Origin of the sequence: Paenarthrobacter aromaticivorans, from assembly GCF_019038615.1 — a bacterium.
In the GTDB taxonomy this organism is placed as follows: Bacteria; Actinomycetota; Actinomycetes; order Actinomycetales; family Micrococcaceae; genus Arthrobacter; species Arthrobacter aromaticivorans.
In genome coordinates this window covers 211,017-228,533 of record NZ_JAHOPC010000004.1, presented here as the reverse complement: position 1 = coordinate 228,533, position 17,517 = coordinate 211,017, and the positions used below count along the sequence as shown (strand labels likewise).

Annotated in this window: 16 protein-coding genes; 6 read left to right on the top strand and 10 right to left on the bottom strand. The window is 59.8% G+C overall.

The window, feature by feature from the left end:
• The first annotated feature begins 104 nt into the window (after positions 1–104).
• The 3 genes from KSW38_RS09580 (at position 105) to treS (ending at position 3,959) form a co-directional block, all read left to right on the top strand.
• Complete coding sequence (locus KSW38_RS09580; RefSeq protein ID WP_216924566.1) at positions 105–674, top strand: RNA polymerase sigma factor; 570 nt, start codon at positions 105–107, stop codon at positions 672–674.
• Positions 675–709: 35 nt separating this feature from the next.
• Positions 710–1,492, top strand: a complete 783-nt coding sequence (locus tag KSW38_RS09575; protein ID WP_254186281.1) for a hypothetical protein — start codon at positions 710–712, stop codon at positions 1,490–1,492.
• A gap of 190 nt (positions 1,493–1,682) precedes the next feature.
• Positions 1,683–3,959, top strand: a complete 2,277-nt coding sequence (gene treS / locus KSW38_RS09570) for a maltose alpha-D-glucosyltransferase (protein ID WP_216924562.1) — start codon at positions 1,683–1,685, stop codon at positions 3,957–3,959.
• Between the two features lie 65 nt (positions 3,960–4,024).
• Here the strand turns inward: treS and KSW38_RS09565 are convergent, their stop codons facing one another.
• The 8 genes from KSW38_RS09565 to KSW38_RS09530 all read right to left on the bottom strand — a co-directional run bounded on the left by KSW38_RS09565 (position 4,025) and on the right by KSW38_RS09530 (position 12,936).
• Positions 4,025–5,149: an alcohol dehydrogenase catalytic domain-containing protein gene (locus KSW38_RS09565; RefSeq protein ID WP_216924560.1), complete on the bottom strand. Its 1,125-nt coding sequence runs from the start codon at positions 5,147–5,149 to the stop codon at positions 4,025–4,027.
• On the bottom strand, positions 5,142–5,447 hold the full coding sequence (locus tag KSW38_RS09560; protein WP_216924558.1) for a putative quinol monooxygenase: 306 nt from the start codon (positions 5,445–5,447) through the stop codon (positions 5,142–5,144). Before KSW38_RS09560 ends, KSW38_RS09565 begins: the two co-directional genes overlap by 8 nt.
• A 27-nt stretch (positions 5,448–5,474) precedes the next feature.
• The gene (locus KSW38_RS09555; RefSeq protein ID WP_216924556.1) at positions 5,475–6,080 is read right to left on the bottom strand and encodes a glycerol-3-phosphate responsive antiterminator; all 606 of its coding nucleotides are present in this window, start codon (positions 6,078–6,080) and stop codon (positions 5,475–5,477) included.
• Positions 6,081–6,126: 46 nt separating this feature from the next.
• Positions 6,127–7,650 (bottom strand): FAD-binding oxidoreductase, encoded by a 1,524-nt coding sequence (locus KSW38_RS09550; RefSeq protein WP_216924554.1) that lies wholly within the window; start codon positions 7,648–7,650, stop codon positions 6,127–6,129.
• A gap of 3 nt (positions 7,651–7,653) precedes the next feature.
• Positions 7,654–9,315 (bottom strand): glycerol-3-phosphate dehydrogenase/oxidase, encoded by a 1,662-nt coding sequence (locus KSW38_RS09545; RefSeq protein WP_254186280.1) that lies wholly within the window; start codon positions 9,313–9,315, stop codon positions 7,654–7,656.
• Positions 9,316–9,372: 57 nt separating this feature from the next.
• The gene (locus KSW38_RS09540) at positions 9,373–10,881 is read right to left on the bottom strand and encodes an FGGY family carbohydrate kinase (RefSeq protein ID WP_216924551.1); all 1,509 of its coding nucleotides are present in this window, start codon (positions 10,879–10,881) and stop codon (positions 9,373–9,375) included.
• A gap of 20 nt (positions 10,882–10,901) precedes the next feature.
• The gene (locus KSW38_RS09535) at positions 10,902–12,335 is read right to left on the bottom strand and encodes an MFS transporter (protein WP_216924549.1); all 1,434 of its coding nucleotides are present in this window, start codon (positions 12,333–12,335) and stop codon (positions 10,902–10,904) included.
• 211 nt (positions 12,336–12,546) lie between these two features.
• Positions 12,547–12,936, bottom strand: a complete 390-nt coding sequence (locus KSW38_RS09530) for a GNAT family N-acetyltransferase (RefSeq protein WP_223947383.1) — start codon at positions 12,934–12,936, stop codon at positions 12,547–12,549.
• A gap of 27 nt (positions 12,937–12,963) precedes the next feature.
• On the opposite strand from KSW38_RS09530, the gene KSW38_RS09525 reads away from it, so the two are divergent.
• Complete coding sequence (locus KSW38_RS09525; protein WP_216924547.1) at positions 12,964–13,401, top strand: VOC family protein; 438 nt, start codon at positions 12,964–12,966, stop codon at positions 13,399–13,401.
• Positions 13,402–13,411: 10 nt separating this feature from the next.
• Here KSW38_RS09525 and KSW38_RS09520 read toward each other — a convergent pair whose 3' ends face one another.
• Together KSW38_RS09520 and KSW38_RS09515 are read right to left on the bottom strand one after the other, a co-directional pair.
• The gene (locus KSW38_RS09520) at positions 13,412–14,077 is read right to left on the bottom strand and encodes an alpha/beta fold hydrolase (protein ID WP_216924546.1); all 666 of its coding nucleotides are present in this window, start codon (positions 14,075–14,077) and stop codon (positions 13,412–13,414) included.
• Positions 14,078–14,102: 25 nt separating this feature from the next.
• A complete protein-coding gene (locus tag KSW38_RS09515) occupies positions 14,103–14,447 on the bottom strand; it encodes a rhodanese-like domain-containing protein (protein WP_216924667.1) in 345 nt (114 codons plus the stop codon).
• A 297-nt stretch (positions 14,448–14,744) separates the two neighbouring features.
• Here KSW38_RS09515 and KSW38_RS09510 point away from each other — a divergent pair, with 297 nt between their 5' ends.
• Both KSW38_RS09510 and KSW38_RS09505 read left to right on the top strand, forming a co-directional pair.
• Positions 14,745–16,586: an FG-GAP-like repeat-containing protein gene (locus KSW38_RS09510; protein ID WP_308169321.1), complete on the top strand. Its 1,842-nt coding sequence runs from the start codon at positions 14,745–14,747 to the stop codon at positions 16,584–16,586.
• Positions 16,587–16,639: 53 nt separating this feature from the next.
• Positions 16,640–17,458 carry an alpha/beta fold hydrolase gene (locus KSW38_RS09505; protein WP_216924542.1) on the top strand — a complete coding sequence of 273 codons (819 nt, stop codon included), beginning with the start codon at positions 16,640–16,642 and terminating at the stop codon, positions 17,456–17,458.
• The last annotated feature ends 59 nt before the right edge of the window (positions 17,459–17,517 follow it).

The window sequence follows — 17,517 nt, the reverse complement described above, 5'->3', positions numbered from 1 at the left end:
TACTCTTCGCCTTTGGGCCTGCATGGGTTGGAGTTCCAGAGTAGCTGCCAGAATTGTTCGATCATCGGCGACACATTTAGGCAGGTGGCGGACAGGTACAGGGTATGAGTCATTTATCGAGAGCCCCTGATAGGGCGGACGCCTTCCGGTCGTTATACGAAGCTGCATATACCGACCTTTTGCGGTTCGTTCAGCGACGGACGGAACCAGCAAGTGCTGAGGACGTGGTCGCAGAGGCGTTTCTCATTGTCTGGAAACGCTTCTCTGAAGCTCCAGCGGATGAAAGTGAAGCCCGAGCCTGGCTTTTCGGAATTGCACGGAATCTCCTCCTGAACGCTCACCGTGGAGATCGGCGACGTCAAGCGTTAGGTGTTCGGCTGGCTCAAACAACAACGGATGCTTTCAACGCCTCGCATGCCGAACTGGTCGATCACCGCATTGATCTGAGCCGTGCTTGGCAGCTTCTATCTGAAGCTCATCAGGAAACCCTGGGACTCGCCGTGTTTGAAAACCTTGCCGCGCCGCAGGCTGCCAAAGTCCTGGGAATCTCACCGGTGGCTTTCCGTCTGAGATTGACTCGCGCCAGACGGGCCTTGCGGCTCCTCCTTGACCACCTCCCTCATCCTGCTTCCGATACTTCGGCGGCATCACCTGAAAAGGCAGCAACGCTATGAAAAGTGATCAGAGACTCGACACACTTCTGCGCTCCATGGACGCAGCAGAACAAAGTTCACCGCCGGATCCTATCCGGGCGCACGCGGACCTGAACCGCATACTCAGTTCTCAACCAGCAATTGCCTCCAGCAGCACATTGCCAGATAGCCACGAGTCCAATAAACCCAAGATCCGCCAGCGCCGACGCGCGCTCACTCTTGCGGGCCTGGCAGCAGCAGTTACAGCCGGATTTGTCATCATGCCGGCGCTCTCGGGAGGTGACCCGGCCTTCGCGACCTGGACGGCAGCCCCCGGAACACTCACTGGCTCAGACCGTGACAACGCCGTCTCAGACTGCCGTAACTCGAAACAGAACGTAGGCGGTGGCATGTACTCGACCGAACTTTCGGCTGCGGAAGTAGCCATCGCCGAGCGGCGCGGTGCCTGGGTCACGGTCGTTCTCACTGGAGCTGACGGCTTTGAAGCAACATGCACTACCGATGCCACGGCAGCCTGGTTCCGCAAAGGGATCATAGGTTCCATCGGTAAACCGGCTAATGTCACCGCCCTCCCCGCCCGAGGCATCGCTGCTACTCAACTGGGAACGGGAGTAATCGCAGACAAGCCCATCTCGATTGCGTCAGGCCGCGTGGGTGCCGATGTCACAGGTGTTTCCTACACCAACGCTGACAAGGAAGAAGTGCTCGCCACCGTAGCGAAAGGCCAATTCGCCTTTTGGCTTCCCGGAAATGAGTTGCAGAACGCGACTGACCGAGGAGTGCCCGTTCACGTGACGTACAGCGATGGTTCCAGTGAAATCCAACTGCTTGACTTCTGAGCTCAGACGTTCGGGCGCCCTGGAATCACGTCATTGGCCAGCAACCTGACGACTCACTTCTCCCAAGCTCGACAAACCCCATGCCGTCGTGACTAGCATGAATACTCCGGGCAAGCCCGGGTACGTGACCTCTTGAACGACCCCCTCGGACGGTCGGCGTTGACGCGGCGACCACGTAAAGGAGAAAGCTGTGCGGGAGCCTGTAGTCAGCGAGAGCGTGTCAGAAACCAACGGGAATCCAGACGAAACAACGGAGGATCCGCAGGAAACGCAAACCGACGAAACCGCCACAGAGTCACCCGAGATCACCTTCGACGAACAGTTCTATCCCGCTCGCCCAAAGGCGCTACGGCCGATCGCACGGCGCCGGCAATTCTTTGCTGCCAGGCCTTCCTTGGAATTCGATGGGCGCAATCCCACGTATGTGGACTGGCTTCGCAACCAGTCGATGCTCGGCGACGCCAACACCATGGCCCGGCAACTCTCAGGCCAAGCAAGCATGTGGCAGAACGCCTACGCCCGGCCAAACCCCAGGGCTGCTGTGGAGCGCGCACCCGTGTGGTTCACGGCCTACCCTCTCTCTTTCATCACCCGCGAGGGTCAGTCATTCCTGTCGGCGTTGGGAGAGCCCGGGCTCTGGAAAGCCTTCCGGGAGATCGGCATCCGTGGTCTCCACACCGGTCCCGTCAAGCTGGCCGGAGGCATCAGCGGTTGGTCCCAAACGCCCAGCGTAGATGGTCACTTTGACCGCATCAGCATGGCGATCGATCCGGCATTCGGCACCGAAGAAGAATTCCGCCGGATGTGCGAAGTCGCCGCAGATCACGACGGGACGGTCATCGACGACATCGTGCCCGGCCATACAGGCAAAGGCGCCGACTTCCGTCTTGCTGAGATGAACTTCCGGGACTACCCGGGCATCTATCACATGGTGGATATTCCTGAGGAAGACTGGCGCCTGTTGCCCGATGTTCCCGAGGGCGAAGATTCAGTGAATATCAGTCCAGACGCCGAGCAGGCCCTGCAAAAAGCCGGGTACATCATCGGCAGGCTCCAACGCGTGATCTTCTACGAACCCGGGGTCAAGGAGACCAACTGGAGCGCCACCAGGCCGATTGTGGATACCACCGGCAAAACCCGCCGCTGGGTGTACCTCCACTACTTCAAGGCCGGTCAACCATCCATTAACTGGCTTGACCCCACATTCGCCGGGATGCGGTTGGTGGTGGGCGATGCGCTGCACTCCCTCCTGGACCTGGGCACCGGCGCCCTGCGGCTGGATGCCAACGGGTTCCTCGGCGTGGAGAAGAGCGCGGAGGAGCAGCCGGGCTGGTCAGAAGGCCATCCCCTGTCCGAGGCAGCGAACCAGCTCATTGGCTCGATGATCCGCAAAGTGGGTGGGTTCTCCTTCCAGGAACTCAACCTCACCATTGATGACATCAAGGCGCAGTCCGAGTCTGGCCCCGATCTCTCGTACGACTTCATCACCCGGCCGGCCTACCACTACGCGCTGGTCACCGGTGATACCGAGTTCCTGCGGCTGACGCTTCGGTTGGCCATGGAGATTGGTGTGGACCAGGCCTCGCTGGTGCACGCACTGCAGAACCACGACGAACTGACCTACGAGCTGCTTCACTTTGCCGCTGGCCACAGGGAAGACATCTTCGAGCTTGGGGGCGAAGAATTAACGGGCGCCGAGGTTGCCGAGAAGGTTCAAAGCACCCTGCGGGAACGCCTCACCGGTGAGAACGGGCCCTACAACGCGGTCTTCACCACCAACGGCATCGCCTGCACCACCGTCAGCTTCCTCATGGCGGCGCTGGGAATCAAAAATCCGGACTCGATAACCCCGGAGCAAGAGTCCCAGGTCCTGGATGCCCACGTGCTCCTGTCAATGTACAACGCGCTGCAGCCTGGCGTCTTCGCACTTTCCGGCTGGGACCTCACCGGCATCACCGCCTTGGATCGCGAAACAGTAAGGGAGCTCACCTCGCAGGGCGACACCCGTTGGATCAACCGCGGGGCGCACGACCTCATGGGGACGAGCCCCGATGCCAAGACATCCCTCGCAGGCATGGCGCGTGCCCGGAGCCTCTACGGTCCGCTGCCTGAACAGCTCAAGGATCCAGCCTCCTACGCCCGGCGCCTCCAGCAGATCCTGAAAGTAAGGGAAGAGTCCGGGATCGCGACGAGCACTTTGCTGGACGTGCCCGATGTTTCCAACCGCGGGCTGCTCGTCCTGGTCAACCAACTCGGCAGCGGCGAGCTTGAAGTCACCGTGCTGAACTTCTCCGATCAGGACATCGCAGGCAGCATCCAGTCCTCGCATCTTGTCCCTGGCGCCAGCGTCCACGATCTTTTCAGCGGCGAAAACGTGGGGCAAGTGGATGATCTTGGCAGCTTCTTCCTTGAGCTGCGGGCGTTCCAGGGGACCGCGCTGGTTCTGAAGGAAGCCGAGACCGAATAGAAGCCCCCGACGTCGGCACCCGCGTAAGTGCCGACGTCGGGGTTTGGTGGGCCGGTTTGCCAGCGCTATGGCTCGGCAGTGGTGAAAAGGCGCCGGACGATGCTTCCTTTTGCGAGCGCGTCCAAGGCTTCATTGATCTCGGACAGCGGTTTGGTGTCCGTATGCAGCAGCTCCACGGGGAGTCGCCCTTCCCGCCACATCTGGATGTAAAGGGGAATGTCCCGGCTGGGCACCGAATCCCCCATGTAGGACCCCAGCAGACGTTTGCCCATGCCGGCGAATTGGAGGGCCTGGACGGTCAGGGTTTGCTTTGGGTCAGGTAGGCCCACCGATACCAGGGCTCCGCCGCGCGCCAGCAGTGAGAGACAGGCTTCCATAACTTTGGCGTGCCCCACTGCCTCGATTGATACGTCAACTCCCTCTTCCGTGTTGGCGGCGACCAAGTCGGCGGCCTCGTCGGGCCCTGCCGCGTAGTCGGCGCCGCAGCGCAATGCGAGCTGCTGTTTCTCTGCCAGCGGGTCAATGGCAATGACTGTTGTTCCCGGAATTTGCGCAGCTGCCATCACGGCCATTAGCCCCACCGCCCCGAGACCGAACACAATAACTGACTGGCCTTCCGTTACTTGGGCCGTGTTAAGTACTGCGCCGACACCAGTGAGTGCGGCGCAACCAAACATGGCGGCCACATCCATAGGCACGTCGTCATCGATCACCACGAGGGATTCGCGGGCAACGACGGCATATTCGGCGAAAGCGGAAACACCCAGGTGATGGTTAATGCGTTCGTCTGAGCCGCCAATGAGCAGGGCATCACCGTGGAGCAGGTCGCCGCTGGTATTTGCTTCGGCACCCCGGCGACATAACGCTGGGCGACCAGCGTTGCACGCCGAACAGTTACCGCAGCTGGGCACGAAAACGATCACGACGTGGTCTCCGCGCTTAATATCCATTACGCCTGAGCCGACTTCGGTAACCGTACCCGCAGCTTCGTGGCCCAGAACCATTGGAAGGGGTCGGGGTCGGCTTCCGTTGACAACGGAAAGGTCCGAGTGGCACAGGCTCGCACGCTCGATTCTCACCTGCACCTCCCCCGCGCGCGGTTTTGGACGTTCAAGCTCTTCGAGTTTGAGGGGACTGCTGTCCGCGTATGGGTACGGGGCGCCAGCGCGGCGGAGCACGGCGCTACGCATCGCCACGGCCTTCATACGTTTCAATGGTTCGGCTATTCAGGCGCGGAAGGATCTCGCCAATGGCCAAGGTCTTGAAGTGTTCGTACGTTCGGTGGGCGGCGAAACCAGCTGCATCGGTGTACTTCTCCAGGATCACGAAGTGCCCTGGATCGTTCACGGATTGAAAATAGTCGTAGGCCAGATTCGCCTCCTCCTGACGGCTGGCTTCCGCCAGCTTGCCGAGCAACCCGGCGACTTCCTCTACTTCTTGGGTGATGGCGTGATAATGGGCAATTACTTGGAAGTGCGTCTCTGACATTCCGTTCCTTGTCTTATGGGTTGAGTATCAGTTTGTTGACGTTTCGACGCTGTCTCGTCCGGCCAGATCCCATAGCTCGGCAGCGCTGGTGGAAACCGCTTTGGCACCTTCCCTCAGGGCCCTCGCCACATCGCCGCCCGTACGGATGAAGCCGGCAGCAACGAAGGGGGTGAGGCTGCTGAGTTCTGCCGGTGAAAGGTGGGCGATAACGGGCCACGGCATCACCTGGACCAAGTGGGGTTTGCTCTGTTCAACAGCCCCGGTGCTGCGCGGCAGGTTGGACCGGTCCGTCACGAAGACCTTCTGCATTGTCACCATTTCCATGGTGTTGGCGCGCTGGATCAAAGCCGTCTTGGTGCTGACCAATCCCTCAGTGCCGATCTTCTTTAGATATTCCACGGCGCCCCGGTCCTGCCCCAGCCCGGAGCAGGCATCGATGTTCACAAAAGTGAACTTGCCGGCAGCCGTCAGAGAGTGAAGCAGTCCTTCAAGCTCATGCAATGCCACATGGGCAAGGATGCACACCTGACATCCTGAGCTGAGAAAGCCTGGCACCGCGTCGACGCCGAATACGGAGCCGATCACAGGATTGCGGCTGAGCCGAAGGTCCAGTTCCTGTGGAAATTCAATCATCTTTGGATCCTCGTCGTTGTATGCGGGTCACCTGCACAAGCGCACGCTAAAGACCCAGTTTGCCCGGGTTCAGAAGGTTTTTGGGATCCAGCGCACCTTTAACCGCCCGGAGTACTTCGAGCCCGCCGCCCAAGGACGCCTCCATGTAGGGTGCGCGCAACAAGCCAACGCCGTGATGATGGCTCAGCGTCGCCCCATGCCGGATGATGACTTTGTTGGCGGCGTCCCACGCGGACCTGTACCACTTGGCACGTTCATCCACTTCAACATCGCCGCGCACGGAGAAGTACAAACATGCTCCATCAATGTACGCGTGTGATTGATGCGCGGAGCCTGCGAGAGTACCGGGTATGGCGTTGAGTGCGTCAACGACTTCGGTGTAGATGGCGGGCAATTCCTTCCAATTGCCGATCATCTCCAGGGTGTCGGCCACAAAACCGGGTCCTCGTTTGAAACCCTCGGCACTCTTACCCGTGAGGTACCTGGTATCGAGCCATCGCTCGAAGATCATTTCTCCGTTGAGCTCGCTACCCGTTGCGGCGCAGACGCGTTCACTGATTACCATCCCTGCATCCACTAGTTCCTGGGTACCCTCATCTGCCACCAACAGGACGTTGGTATCCGGAAGGTCAAATTGCACGCCGCTTTCAAGGTTGTCGTATAGGCGGAGCGCGGCTGGCGTTGCCCCCTGCTGCATTATTTGCCGACATGCTTCCAGCCCTTCGGCGAAGGTCGCGAACCCATAGGCAACCGCACGGCCGTAATCAGGCAGCCGATGCAGTTTGAGACGGACTTTGGTGATAATGCCCAAAGTTCCTTCCGACCCGATAAAGAGCTGGAGCAGATCGGGACCGACGGCGGCCCGGGCACCATTGCCTACACTGATCACTTCCCCGTTGGCCAGAACCACATCGAGTCCGTGGACCATGTCCTCGATCTTGCCGTAACGGGTGGAAAGTTGGCCGGCGCCGCGGCAGGCGACCCACCCACCCACAGTGCTGATGGCATAAGAGGAGGGCCAATGGCCCATGGTCATGCCGTAGTTGGCCTGGATTGTCTGCTCGAAAATGTCTCCAAAGACGCCGGCCTCCACTTCAACGATCTGACTCTCCTCATCGAAGCTGGTGACTTTGTCCAAGCCACAGACGTCCAACACGAGGCCACCGGCAATGGGCAGCGCCGCACCGGTGACGTTGCTGCGTCCTGCCGAGACCGTTACCGGGATGCCAGATGCCGAGGCTATCCGCATGATGTCCTGCACCTGCTCAACGCTGGAGACGTGGACAATCACGGCGTCCGAAGTGGCTGGCTGCCCGCCCGTTTCTGCAATCATTGTGCCGGCCCACCAGTCGCGGGTACCGTCCAGCACTTCTTGGGGTTCAGTGACAATCCTGTCCGCGACTGAAGCCAACTTCTCCAAAATGTCCGTGTTGATCGTGGCTGGGTTTGTGGAGTAGGCAGCCTTCCCGTCAAGGGACCCCAAGGTCTGGGCGAAGTGCGGCTGAGTCGGCGCACCTACAGTGTAATTGCCTCGGTTGTAGCCGCGTTTTACTGCTTCCTTGCTGATCATTGTCTAGTTCTCTCCCATCAGGATGGCGCGTTCATGCGCGGTTTGGTTCTTGTAGCTGGCAACCTGGGCATCAATTTCCGTTGCGGGCAGGTCGAGTTCTTTCATGAGCAGCTGGCCCACCCGCTCTGCAGCTTCCGCAGAGGCGTCCCGGGCGACAAGCCGGGCCCGGGTCCGGCGGGACATGATGTCATCGACATTGCGGGCCATCTCATGGCGTGCGGAATAAATGACCTCCGCTTCCAAGTAGGGCAAGCCGTCAATGATCGGCTTGTTCAGCCCTGGGTCCTCCGCCAGAATGTCCGTGACGAATCGGGCTTCTGTCCCGTACCGCTCCCCCAAATGCGAAGCAAGGCCACCTGAGGCAACAATCGCCTCAGCGTCGTAACCAGCAGCACCTAGCAGGTAGGCGTTCTTGGTTCGGCAGCGGCGGTTTTCTCCCAACACTTTCTGCGCTGCGTCAATGGTCTGTTCGGCCATGTGCCTGGAAGTGGTGAGCTTGCCTCCGACGACGGTCACCAGCCCATCCGGGTCGGTACGGATCTCGTGGTTGCGTTTAACTTCCAGGGTTTTCCCTCCCGGAGGTGCAACCAGGGGCCGGCAACCGCCTATGCTGCCAAGCACGTCCTCCGGCTCTACATCGATGTTGAGTGCGGACCGGGCGCCTTCCAGGAGGAAGTCCATCTCCTCGCGAGTACAGTTCACATCGTCGAGGTTGCCGTTGTAGTCCTCGTCAGTGGTGCCCAGGTAGGACGTATTGCCCCAGCGGGTGATAGTGGCGCGCCGGTTGCGTCCTGGAACCGGGATGGTTACCGTGCAGTCGTTGCGGATTTTGGTCCATGGGACTGCAATGTGAACGCCCTTGGCTGGCCGGATATTGGGCGCGTCAACTTCTTTGCCGGCACCGGTCCAGTCCCGAAGCCAAACACCAGTGGCGATGATGACAGCGCTGGCGCTGGCGCGAAGCTCCCGGGTTCCGGTTTCGATAACTACTCCGTTTACTTGGCCGCCCTGGCGGGTCACCTCAGTGACTTTTGCACCGTTAAGCACGGTTGCTCCGTGGAATGCTGCGGTGCGGGCCAAGGTCAGCGTCAGCCTCGCGTCGTCGGCGCGTGCGTCGTAATACAGGAAGCCGCTCTCAAGGTTTTCAGCTTTGAACGTAGGGCAGTGGGAAAGGACTTCATTTTTGGTCAACTTCTGATGGAGTATGCCCTCGCGCCACCCGCCCGCCAGATCGTAGGTCCAGAGAAGACTTTCAAATCCTGCTGCAAGGCGGCGGTCAAAGACACCCGCATGCGAGAGCACCGGAAACAGGAACGGCAACCGTTGGACCAGGTGTTGAGCGTTTTTACGCAGTCGCTGGCGTTCCAGGAGCGAGTGTCGCACCAGCGGTAGGTTGCCCTGTTCGATATACCGAAGCCCGCCATGGATCATCTTGGACGATTTGGAGGAGGTGCCCGAGGCGAAGTCATCCTTTTCCAGCAATGCCACCTGGTAGCCGCGTAGTGCCGCGTCCATGGCCGCATAGGCTCCTGTGACACCGCCACCGACAATAATGATGTCGAATTCTCCGCCATCCAGGCGGTTGATCTGCTCAGCCCTGTCCAATTTCAGGGGGCTGTCCGTAACCATCCGGGCACGCCCGGCTTTCGGTTTGCGTGAGGGCATGGAAATCATGAAGGTATGTCTCTCTCAATTGTCTTGGGTCGTGGCTGGTAGTCGGTGTCAGGAGTCACGGACAAGCGCCAACTCACTGGCGATACGCGAATTCCATGCATCGCGGCGGCCGAGTTGTTCAGCGGCGGTTAGTCGTGGTTCGAAGAGGTCTCCTGGACCCAGGCATTCGACGGCTTCGGTAAGGGAACTCCAGAGCAAACCGTCCGCGGCACCCATGAATGCGGCGCCACGCAGGCTTGCCGTGTCACAGGAATTCAAGCGACGCATGGGGATGCCTGTCAGGTCAGCCTGCATCTGGATCAGGGGATCACTGGCCGACATTCCGCCGCCCACTGCGATCTCGGTTACGGAAATGCCGGACACTGCCTCGTTGGCCTCCACACTGCTGGCCACAGAATGGGCAATGCCTTCCAGGATTGCGTAGGCGATTTCCGGCAAAGTACTGGACATCGAGAATCCAGTCAGCGATGCACGGGCGTTCGGTTCTACAACTGGCATGCGGAGACCGGTCAGAGCGGGAATGAACATAACGCCGTTGGAGCCGTCCACCGTGGCAGCCAATTCACTGATTCTCTGCGGAGAGTCGAACCAGCCAAGAGTGCTGCATACCCAGTCCAGCGCCGAACCCGTTGTCGCGGTAAATGTTTCCACCGCATAGGTGGTTTCGTGGTGCCGGCGCCATGCAGCCAGGCTTAACGTCCCTTCGTACAGCCCCGGCCGCGCCGGCATGTTGCTGCCCGTCACAAGATCGACAAAGCTGCCCGTGCCGTGAACGCACATTGCTTGTCCGGGACGCAAGCATCCCAAACCCACGGTACCGGCATGCTGATCACCCATGGCGGACAGCACTGGCACTGAAATGCCCAATTTGGAACTGTCGCTGTGACCAAGGTGATCGGCATCCTGACGCAGCTCGGGCAGTAAGTCCGAGGGAAAACCCAAGGCCTCGATCCAGTCCCGCTCATAAGCATGGTCCCTCAGAATGTAACCGCCGGCCGACGTCGCATTCGTCGTTGTAGCAACGTATGAGCGTTCGGCGGTGAGACTCCACAACAGCCAGGTCTCAACGGTGCCAAAGCCTAAGCGGCGTTCCCGAAACGCGACTTCCACTTCGCGGGTTTCCCTCAGATGATGGGCGGCCCAGAGATAGGGGGAACGTACTCCCGCAGGGCGCCCAACTGATGCGACAAGCCGTTCGTTCCATTCCTCTCCCAAGATGGCAAGTTCAGTAGCGTATCGGCTGTCCTGCCAAACCATGGCCGGCACCAGTGCCTGCCCTGTAACGGTGTCCCAAAGGACGGCAGTCGAGCGTTGCGTGGCAAGCGCGATCCCTTGAATGTCGACACCCTCATCAGCGGCGCGATTGAGGACTGCACGGCACGCGTCCAGCGTCTTGTCCAGAATTTCGTTGGCGTCCTGCTCCACCACACCAGGGCGGGGGCTTGAGACAGACAACCGTCGATACTCCAAGCCATGGACTCCGCCGTCGGAGGTAACCCACGCCGCCCGTGTCCCTGTGGTGCCTTCGTCTATTGCCAGAACGGCCGAATTTCCCATAAAGCTTCCTCTTTTCCGTGTCAGCGGGTGGGGACGGCGACTTGGGCGGCGTCGTTCCTGAATTGAGGCGCGTCGGTCTCCTCGTCGGGGCTGACGGGTGCGCGGGTTGGATCCCACTTGATGATGGAGCAAATGATGCAGGCAGCCAGGGGAACCGCGGACAGGATAAGGAACGTTGGCCCCAGTCCCAGTTCTGCTTTCAAAAGCGGGAAGATCAACAATCCCAATGCCGCGCCAGTACTGCCCAATGCTCCGATCACACCGTTGGCGCCCGCCCGGAGTTCGCTCCGGAAGGAGAGCGTGGAGATGCTCTTGCCGTTAGCGCCTGGACCACCGGAGTGGAACAGGATGAACAAGGACGGCACCAGGAAGGCAAGGAAAATCGGCAGGGTCTCGTAGAAGAAGCCCAGGATCAGGAGCATCACGAACACGGCCCCAAATCCGACTGCTGAGGCCCGACGAAGGCCAAGTATCTTGCCGATCCTTGGCGACATGAAGCCGCCGATAATGCCAAATACGTTGAAGACCAAGGCCCCTAAGGTTGCCACTACGAAGTCTGACCCGAAAAGGGTGAGGCTGATGATGGGTAAGTACCAGCCGACCGCGAAGTATTGGATGGACTGGCCAATCTGCACGGTGGCCGCCAGGATCGTTCGTGGCAGATAGGTACCCCGGAAGATGAGGGCGATATTGGCAGCGCCCCTGTTAGCCATGTTCAGGATCGGGGTGCGGTCCGCCAGCGGAGCGGGAGTGAAGTCCTGCCCGTAGATTTTGCTCATGGAAGCAGCGGCGCGGTCCAAGAGCCCTTTTCGGGCCGCCCAGGTGGGGCTTTCAACCATGAAGATGATCTGGGCCAGGAACAGCGCCAGTGCCACCACCCCGGCAGAGCCAACCGCAAACCGCCAAATCGAGTCGCCGACCCCCAAATTGTAGAAAGCAATCGCCAGAATCAGATTGCTGCTGACAGCCGTGTACCAGATTCCCTGCCACGTATTCAGGCGGCTCTTCAAGCGCGCCGGCGTGAATTCCGCCAAAACGGCCATCGCAATCGCAAAATCAATGCCATAAGCAGCACCTACGAAGAACCTGCCCACCAGAACAAGCTCAAAAGTCGGTGCGAAGGCCGCGAAGCCAGCGCCGGCGAAAGCAAGGAACTTGGCAAAGATGAGCGGTGGGATCCTCCCCCACCTGTCCGCCATCCAGCCGCCGATTGGATTGAACGCAATGGCTACCCAGGAGGCCAAGGACGTCAGGATCGCTATCTGTGTTGGGCTGAGGTGCAGGTCTCTGGTCATCGGACCGAGCCCGGCACTCAATGCCGAGTTGGAAAAGGCATCCAGGAACAGGCCACCCAAAGCCAGCCACCAGATAAGGCCTGCTCGACCGGAAATTCTGGGGCGGGCGTCGATGTAGGACACGACATCGTGCACACCGCGAAGGACCAAGCTAGACATTCGTTCGACCTCTCTGTCGTGAAACCGTTTCGTCAGAGGTCGTCGCCTGTAAAACAAAAAATGGGCAGATTGAGACCTCCAACAGGAAGTCTCAATTCTTACCCTGTGCCAGTGATTCTATTCACAGTTCCTACGGCGCTGCAAGCGCCGGTTCGCAGATTTCAAAAACCATGACGGTTGCAATCGGAACCTGAGTGCCGGCGCCGGGGGTTTATGGCTGGTTTGTTAGACGTGGCTTGGCCGAGACGTCAATCCAGTAACGCCGAAAATACCGCCCGCTCTCAGCCTCCCGCAGATCCTCAAGCTGGCCGCCACAACGTTCAATGGTCTTGGCGGACGCCGCATTGGCATCATCACAAGTCAAAAGAACGCGGTCGGGCTCTCCCGCCGCAGCCAAACGGGCGCAAACTTCCTGCAGAGCCCAGGCCGCGAAGCCTTCCAGGCTTGTGATGTCGTCGTCCGCCAACAACCCCGCACCGTCCTGATGGGCCCCATTCCACTCGCGGTGCGACTCGGCAAACGAGTGGTAATAGGAAGCATCCGGTGCAACGAGTTTGAATATGTGGACGACTATATCCGTGGTCAAAGTAGCTGGAGCCAAGCGCTGCACCTTGGTAGCTTTCAACGCATGGCCATCAAATTTGAGAATGTGGGAATCGCTGTTCGCGACATCGAAGAAGCAATCGCCTTTTTCACCGATCTTGGTCTTACCGTCATCGGCCGTGACACGATCAGCGGCGAGTGGGCGGACATTGCCGTAGGACTTGATGGAAACCATGCCAAGATCGCGATGCTACAAACTCCGGACGGGCAGGGTCGCCTTGAACTCTTCGAATACATCCACCCGGAAGCGATCGAGTCGGACCCCACTCGCCCCAACGACATTGGCATGCACCGCGTGGCCTTTTCGGTTGACGATATCGATAAGGCCCTTGAAGTAGCTGCAAAGCACGGATTCCACCCCCTTCGCGGCGTGGCGACCTATGGCGACGTCTACAAGCTCACATACCTTCGCGGCCCCAGCGGAATTCTCGTCATGCTCGCCGAGGAATTGAAGAAGGCCTGACAGCCGAGCATTAGTGGCCCGACTCTCGGGCGATTTTCTGGGCAAAATCGTTCAATACTGCAGCCACAGCTTCCGGATGGCTTAAGGCTGCGTAGTGACCCCCTGGGATTTCCACCGGTTCGATTCCAAGCCGCTGATGTACTTGGCGTCTCATGAATGAAGCCGGAAAGAACCGGTCGTCACGGCACAGTATTGCCATGGTGGGGACGGCTGGATGCCGACCAGGCCAGGGCCCTGGCATCCAAGTACCTCGCTGATCGCGCTCCCTGTCGCGGGCCTGATCCGCGAGGTCTTCAGGGACCTCGTTGAAGAAGGCTTCCTGAGGGTCCGGGTCAATGGTCTCCCGGTTGTGTCGGGTGTTGATCCACCAGTCGCCGAATGTCTCGCCTGGCAGTGGGATCATTCCAGCCAAATACACAAGGCCTTCCGAGTGGAGCTGCTCGCAAACCAAGGGTGCCGTAAAGCCTCCCAGCGAGTGGCCCACCACGATGGTGTTCTGAGCATCGCCCACCGCTGCAGTCACTGCTTGGCTGTAATCCCCAAGCCCTGCAGCCTCGTCCTCGATGGGCAAGTCAACCGCTACGACGCCGTGCCCGGATGCCTCAAGCAGTGGCCTGACCAGATGCCAGTCCCATGCCGAGGAACCGCCACCGTGGATCAGTACGAAAACGGCCACATTCCCACCCCGCTTTCCAGGGACATCACGCGTGAGCTGTTACCAGCGGATCGGGCTTCTGCGAGCTGACGCCGGAAGCAGTCTCAAGTGGTAGGCCGTTCCGGATCCAGTACTCGATTCCGCCTATCATTTCCTTCACGGAATATCCCAGCTCGGCGAATGCGAGCGCCGCGAAGGTGCTGCCGTTGCAACCCGGACCCCACGAATAGACCACCACTTTTGTGGCCGCCGGGATCAGGTCAGCAGCCAACGCTGGAATCTGCGCGGTCGGAATATGTACCGCACCGGGAATATGCCCGTGGTCCCATGAGGACTGCCGCCGCGTGTCCACCACAACGAGGGAGCCCTGCTCCGACTCCGCCACTTCCATGACGTCGATCTCACACTGCAACTTGGCGCGAAAATAGGCGGCAGGATCGAGTTCTTTGGTGGCCGGTGAGGTTTTCACGTGTCCTCCTTTATGAAGAGCGGATTCAGCGGAGATCCTCGTTCCGCCAAAGCAAACAGTACGCTGAGCCTCCCCCTCCCGATGCCGCCGGGGTAGACTCCAGCCCACGACGCGGGCAAGTCTGTGGCATTTTGGGGGATTTCAATGGGAATTTTTGCCGGTAATTCAGCTCTGCTTTTTCATCGCACTTCGGAGGAACCTCGACGGCGGTTGGCAGCTGTGCTTTCGGCCGCCGCCTTGCTGTCCCTGGTACTTAGCGCGATGCCGGGTAATCCGGCGCGGGCCGACGTCGTGGTGAACAACATTAGCGTGGGCGAGGGAGCCAGCAACATTGTCGTCAACCCTGTCACCAACACCGTGTACGTCACGACGAACGACGGGCTAACCATCATCAATGGGAGGACGCAAGCCACTGCCAAGGTGAAAACAGGTGGGGTCCCGGCGGATCTGGCCCTTAATATCGCCACGAACAAGATCTATGTGAGTAACAAAGGCGGCGAAGCGAGCGGAACGGTTGCAGTTATTGATGGCAGTACGCATGCCGTGACCCAAGTCTCCGTTGGTCCCGATCCATATGCCATCGCCGTCAACCAAACCACGAACAAAATCTACGTCGGTGGCCGGGCGGGCCTGTCTGTGATCGATGGAAAAACGAACGCCAGCACAACCATCAACACTGACTGGGTAACACAAGTAGCGATCAACCAGGCTACGAACCGCGTTTATGTCTTGGCCAACGGCGTGAAAGTGATTAATGGTGCCACTAACAGCGTGACTCAGATCGACATGGGCTCCAGCGTTGCTTGGCCCACCAACTTGGCTGTCAATCAGGTCACCAACAAGGTCTACATTGCTTCGCGTGTCCGCAATTATATGGAACTCGAAGTCTTGGACGGGGCTTCCAACCAAGTGCAGCCGATCTACTCGGATCTGAACTCAAGCCCGGCTGGACTCGCTGTCGATGAAACGAACAACAGGGTCTACCTGGGCCGCACCTTGCTCGGGGACGGAACGCTGTCATCGCTGACTGGGGTCCTGTCCGTTTTCGGTGGTGAGGGTGGCGGTCCCATCGATATCAGGACAGGGGAAACACCAGAGAAAATCGCGGTCAATGGAAAGACCAACAAGGTGTACCTCGGTGGAAACTACCTCGGTGTCAAAGTCATCGATGGCACAACTTTTGCTTTGTCGACGCTATTTGTGAAGTCCGGAACCGCTATTGCGGTTAACGATGCCACCAACAGAATCTACGTCGCCAAATGGGCCGGAACCGTGGCTGTTATTGACGGGCGCATTCCGTCCCAGCTGAAGAACGACTTTAGTGGAGATCGGAAAACGGACCTCCTTGCCCGTGACATGTCAGGTTTGCTATGGCTCTACCCCGGAAACGGCGCGGCTGGATGGCAACCCCGCACACAGGTGGGGTCGGCTTGGAACTCCATGACCGCCGTCGTAAGTCCTGGCGATTTCAGCGGCGACACGAAACCGGACGTCCTGGCCCGCGACGGCGCTGGCCATTTGTGGATGTATCCCGGAAACGGCGCGGGCGGCTGGTTGCCCCGTGTACACGTCGGCTCAGGCTGGAACGCCATATCCGCCATCGTGACACCGGGCGACTTCAACGGAGACGGCACGTCGGACATTTTGGCCCGGGACACGTCGGGAATCCTCTGGTTGTACCCGGGTGACGGCCGCGGGGATTGGCTTCCCCGAACCAATCTGGGGGCCGGATGGAACGCCCTGACCGCGATCGTTGGCACTGGTGATTTCGATAGCAACGGTACGCCCGGTGTCCTCGCCCGCGACGGCTCCGGGCTCCTGTGGCTCTATAGCGGCGATGGGACGGGAGGCTGGTGGGGGAACCGCAAGCAGGTGGGACAGGGATGGAACCCGATGACCGCGATCGTCGCCCCGGGAGACTTCAACGGCGACGGGCGTCCGGACATTATGGCCCGCGACAGCAGCGGCGCACTCTTCCTGTATCCCAGTGCGAGTGGCGGAGCGTGGCTGCCCACTGTACGAATTGGGCAGGGCTGGAACAGTATGACCGCCATCCTTTGACGCGACAGGCCAACGTTCTTCACGGCGGTCACCGGCAGCCCTAGGCTGGAAACATGCCGAAGGTGAGCGTTAACGGCGTCGCGCTTTACTACGAGGAACACGGCGAGGGCGTGCCTATTCTTGGTTTACATGGCACGCCTGGTTCGGCAGCTCTGTGGGCCGGAGCCGCTGTGGCGCTGAGTAATCACGGGCGGTGCATCATTTTCGACCGCCGCGGTTTCCACCGCAGCGCACTCGTCCCGCCTCCGTCCACCTTGGACCTTATCCAGCACGTCGACGACGCCGCGGCCCTCCTCGCCGCACTCCACGCAGGGCCCGCCGTGGTCATCGGCCCGGGCACTGGCGGGCTCATAGCCCTGGGGTTGGCGCGGCATTTCCCGGACAAGGTGAAAGCGCTCGTCCTGCTGGAGCCGGCTTTGTTCACAATAGATCCCGACGCCGACACTTGGGCTCGCGGGCTGCGGCAGCGGGTGCTGGGGGCCTCGCGCGACCGTCCGTTCGGAGTGGCGGAGGTTGTGATGCGCGAAGCCTGGGGCGTTCAGTCTTGGGATGCGTTGCCGGGCGACATCCATGAAATGCTCGCCCACACCAGCCCAGCAGTCCTGGCCGAGATTCGTGGCCGGGGACTCGATCTCAGTGATTCCCCTTTGGAGATGAATGAGGACGATCTTGCGGACATCCGACGGCCAAGTCTCATCCTCTCTGCCGAAGGCTCTCCGCATGTGCTCCGACTTATCACCTCGCGGTTGTCCGGTGCACTCCCCTATACAGAATCAGTGCTGGTATCGGGAGGCCATCTGATCAATCCAGCACATCCCGCCGTTCTGGACTTTGTAGACAGAATGGCTGCAACACCCAGTTCGTGGGTATAGCTTCCATCGAGAAGATACCCCCAGGGGGTACTTGATTTGATACCCCCAAGGGGTATACA

Excerpts from the sequence above, each read along its gene's own strand:
- KSW38_RS09550 (WP_216924554.1), bottom strand. The coding sequence starts at position 7,650 with ATGATCAGCAAGGAAGCAGTAAAACGCGGCTACAACCGAGGCAATTAC.
- KSW38_RS09540 (WP_216924551.1), bottom strand. The coding sequence starts at position 10,881 with ATGGGAAATTCGGCCGTTCTGGCAATAGACGAAGGCACCACAGGGACA.
- KSW38_RS09575 (WP_254186281.1), top strand. The coding sequence starts at position 710 with ATGGACGCAGCAGAACAAAGTTCACCGCCGGATCCTATCCGGGCGCAC.
- KSW38_RS09555 (WP_216924556.1), bottom strand. The coding sequence starts at position 6,080 with ATGATTGAATTTCCACAGGAACTGGACCTTCGGCTCAGCCGCAATCCT.
- KSW38_RS09515 (WP_216924667.1), bottom strand. The coding sequence starts at position 14,447 with ATGGAAGTGGCGGAGTCGGAGCAGGGCTCCCTCGTTGTGGTGGACACG.
- KSW38_RS09505 (WP_216924542.1), top strand. The coding sequence starts at position 16,640 with ATGCCGAAGGTGAGCGTTAACGGCGTCGCGCTTTACTACGAGGAACAC.
- KSW38_RS09580 (WP_216924566.1), top strand. The coding sequence starts at position 105 with ATGAGTCATTTATCGAGAGCCCCTGATAGGGCGGACGCCTTCCGGTCG.
- KSW38_RS09545 (WP_254186280.1), bottom strand. The coding sequence starts at position 9,315 with ATGCCCTCACGCAAACCGAAAGCCGGGCGTGCCCGGATGGTTACGGAC.
- KSW38_RS09525 (WP_216924547.1), top strand. The coding sequence starts at position 12,964 with ATGGCCATCAAATTTGAGAATGTGGGAATCGCTGTTCGCGACATCGAA.
- KSW38_RS09560 (WP_216924558.1), bottom strand. The coding sequence starts at position 5,447 with ATGTCAGAGACGCACTTCCAAGTAATTGCCCATTATCACGCCATCACC.
- KSW38_RS09565 (WP_216924560.1), bottom strand. The coding sequence starts at position 5,149 with ATGCGTAGCGCCGTGCTCCGCCGCGCTGGCGCCCCGTACCCATACGCG.
- KSW38_RS09535 (WP_216924549.1), bottom strand. The coding sequence starts at position 12,335 with ATGTCTAGCTTGGTCCTTCGCGGTGTGCACGATGTCGTGTCCTACATC.